A 2817-nucleotide genomic window follows, 5' to 3' on the forward strand; every position below is an offset into this window, starting at 1 on the left:
GCGGGCGGTTCCGAGCCGCGTGCGCGCGGTGGTGACGATGGGCTCGCCGTTCTCCGGCGACCCCAAGTGGAACAATGTTTGGCGGCTGTACGAGCGGGTGGCAGGCCATCCGGTCGACCAGCCGCCGATCCCGCGGATCACCGCCAAGCCGCCGGTGCCGACGCTGGCGATGTGGTCGCGGCGCGACGGCATCATCGCCCCGCGCGCGGCGCGCGGGCTGCCCGAGGAAAGCGACCGCGCGGTCGAGCTGACGTGCGGCCACATGGCCATCGCGGTGTCGCGGCCGGCGGCACGGTCGGTGGTGCGCGAAATCGACAGCTTCTTGAAAACGCTCGCGTAAACCATTTCCGTTGATTGTTTCGATAACGCAAAGACCCATATTCAGGCGATGAAGTGGGACAAGGCCCTGGAGCCGGCGAGTGCCGGCGAGGTCCATCCCGACGATATTCCGCCGTCGGGCTGGAGCCGCGCGCGCGAAGTCGCGTGGCACGTTCCGCGCTTGCTGTCGGGGCTTGGGCCGCTTGGCCCGCGCGGCCCCGAGGATGGCCCGCCGGTAATCGTCCTGCCCGGATTCCTTGCCGGCGACCGCACCACGATGGAGCTGCGCCGCGCGCTGGCGCGGGGCGGCTGGCGCGCGCATCCGTGGGACCTGGGGACCAATTACGGCGCCAAGCCCGACACCCTCGAGCGGCTCGGGGGGCGGATCGAGGAGATTTACGACGGGCGGCCGATCGTGCTGCTCGGGTGGAGCCTGGGCGGGCTGTTCGCGCGCGAGCTGGCGCGCAGCCACCCCGGCCGGGTGCGCGCGGTGGTCACGCTCGGATCGCCGTTCTCGGGCGACCTCAAGACCAACACCAACATGTGCGCGATGTACGAATGGGTCGCGGGGCACGACGTCAACCAGCCGCCGTTCCCGCGGCTCGCGGACAAGCCGCCGGTGCCGACTTTGGCCCTGTGGTCGCGGCGGGACGGGATCGTCGCACCGCGCGCCGCGCGCGGGCTGGCGCATGAGGTCGACAAGGCGGTCGAGATCGACACCCACCACATGGGGTTTGCCTTGTGGCGCCCGGCGCTGAGCCGGATCGTCGCGGAAATCAGGGCTTTTCTCGCCCAGATCGAGGGCGGCACACGGGGCACCGCCGCGCTCCATTGACTCTTTCCCATGAGTCGCGCGAAAAGAACAAAATAAGAACATAAGCGTTGCGAGTCGTGTGGCGAGAGGTCTTTCCCCGGTCGCCGGCGGGAGCGTCCCTAGGCGCCCCGGGCCGGCTGAACCACGTCCATTCCCGAGTGGGGTGGACGACTGCCGGGGCATGCCTACGCCACCGTCCCCCACCCTCAGCGAGCTGTTCGCCGCGCACCCGCGCGATGGCGCCTGGATCGGGTTTCTTGCCCCGCAGCTTGATGCCGGCAAGCCGTTGCTGTGGGTGCAGGAGCGCATGGCGATCCTCGAAAGCGGGCGGATTTACCCGCCGGGGTTGCCGTTTCCCGACATCCTCCACGTCACCGCGCGCGACGCCCGTTCGGCGCTGTGGGCGATGGAGGAGGGGTTAAGATGCGCGGCGCTGGGCGCCGTGATCGGCGAACTATGGGGCGACCCGCGCGCGCTAGATTTTACCGCGACCCGGCGGCTCGCGGTCGCCGCCGAGCGCTCGGGGGTGGCGTGCTGGCTGGTGCGGCTTGGCGGCAGCGCCAATCTGAGCGGGGCGCGGCGGCGCTGGCGGGTGGCGAGCGCGCCGTCGCTGCCGCACCCGTTCGACCCGCGCGCGCCGGGTGCCCCGGTGTGGGACGCCGAATTGTTCCGCGCGCGCGGCGCGGCGCCGGGGCGGTGGAGCGTCACGCATGAGCCGCGCGGCGGAGCGGCGGATCCTGTCGATCTGGTGGCCGCGGCTGGCGATCGAGCGGTGGGCGCGGACGCGGGGCGGCGATTTTCCGCCTGACGCGCCGGTCGTCCTGACCATCGAGGGCACGCACGGGCCGGTGATTTACGCAGTGACCCAGGCGGCGGCGGAGCGCGGGGCGCGGGTGGCCATGCGGCTGAGCGATGCGCGCGCGCTCGAGCCCGCGCTGGTTTCCGAGCCGGCCGATCCCGCCGGGGACGCAGCGCTGGTCGAGCGGCTGGCGCGCTGGTCGGCAAGATGGTCGCCGACGGTTGAGGTCGATGGCGCGGACGGGCTGCGGATGGACATCGCGGGCGTCGCGCATCTGTTCGGCGGCGAGGACGGGCTGGTCGCCGATGTTACGGCGCGGTTTGCGAAATTGGGGCTGACGGTGCGCACTGCGGTGGCGGCGACGGCGGGCGCGGCGTGGGCATTGGCGCGCTTCCCCTCTCCCCTCGAGGGAGAGGGGCTCAGCGCCCGCCTTGCCCCCCTGCCGGTTGCGGCACTGCGCCTGCCTGCGACCGCGACCCGGACGCTCGAGCGGCTCGGCCTCAAGACCATTGGAGCGCTGGCCGGGGTGCCGCGGCGGAGCCTGGCGCGGCGGTTTCGCGAGGCGGACAACCCGATCGACGCGCTTGACCGCGCGCTGGGCCGCTCACCCGAACCGCTGACCGCGACGCGCACCGAGCCGCCGCCGCGAGCCACGCTGCGGCTGGCCGAACCGGTGGCCGATCCGGCGATTCTCAAGAGTGCGCTGGCGCGATTGGCCGACCCGCTGGGGCGCGAGCTGGCGCGGCGGCGGCTGGGCGCGCGGCGAGTGGTGTTCCAGGCATTTCGAGTCGACGGCGAAGTCGGCGATGCGGCGGCGGAAACCGCGCGGCCGACGCGCGATGCCGCGCATGTCGTGCGCCTGCTGGGCGAGAAGCTCGAGCGGCTC

The 2817-nt window shown here is 72.5% G+C and carries 3 protein-coding genes and 1 pseudogene; all 4 read left to right on the plus strand.

Features of this window, described 5'->3' with window-relative positions:
- A partial coding sequence (locus tag RMP08_RS07505; protein WP_409049780.1) for an alpha/beta fold hydrolase occupies positions 1-340 on the plus strand: 340 nt, incomplete at its 5' end.
- Positions 341-388: 48 nt separating this feature from the next.
- Positions 389-1153: an alpha/beta hydrolase gene (locus RMP08_RS07510; RefSeq protein WP_310468373.1), complete on the plus strand. Its 765-nt coding sequence runs from the start codon at positions 389-391 to the stop codon at positions 1151-1153.
- Between the two features lie 160 nt (positions 1154-1313).
- Positions 1314-1940, plus strand: coding sequence for a hypothetical protein (locus RMP08_RS07515; protein ID WP_310468374.1), 627 nt, complete (start codon positions 1314-1316; stop codon positions 1938-1940).
- Positions 1843-2817: pseudogene (locus tag RMP08_RS07520) on the plus strand (DNA polymerase Y family protein); the annotation flags it as partial. The gene RMP08_RS07515 and the pseudogene RMP08_RS07520, both read left to right, overlap by 98 nt.

Origin of the sequence: Sphingomonas sp., assembly GCF_031426035.1 — a bacterium.
Lineage (GTDB): Bacteria > Pseudomonadota > Alphaproteobacteria > Sphingomonadales > Sphingomonadaceae > Sphingomicrobium.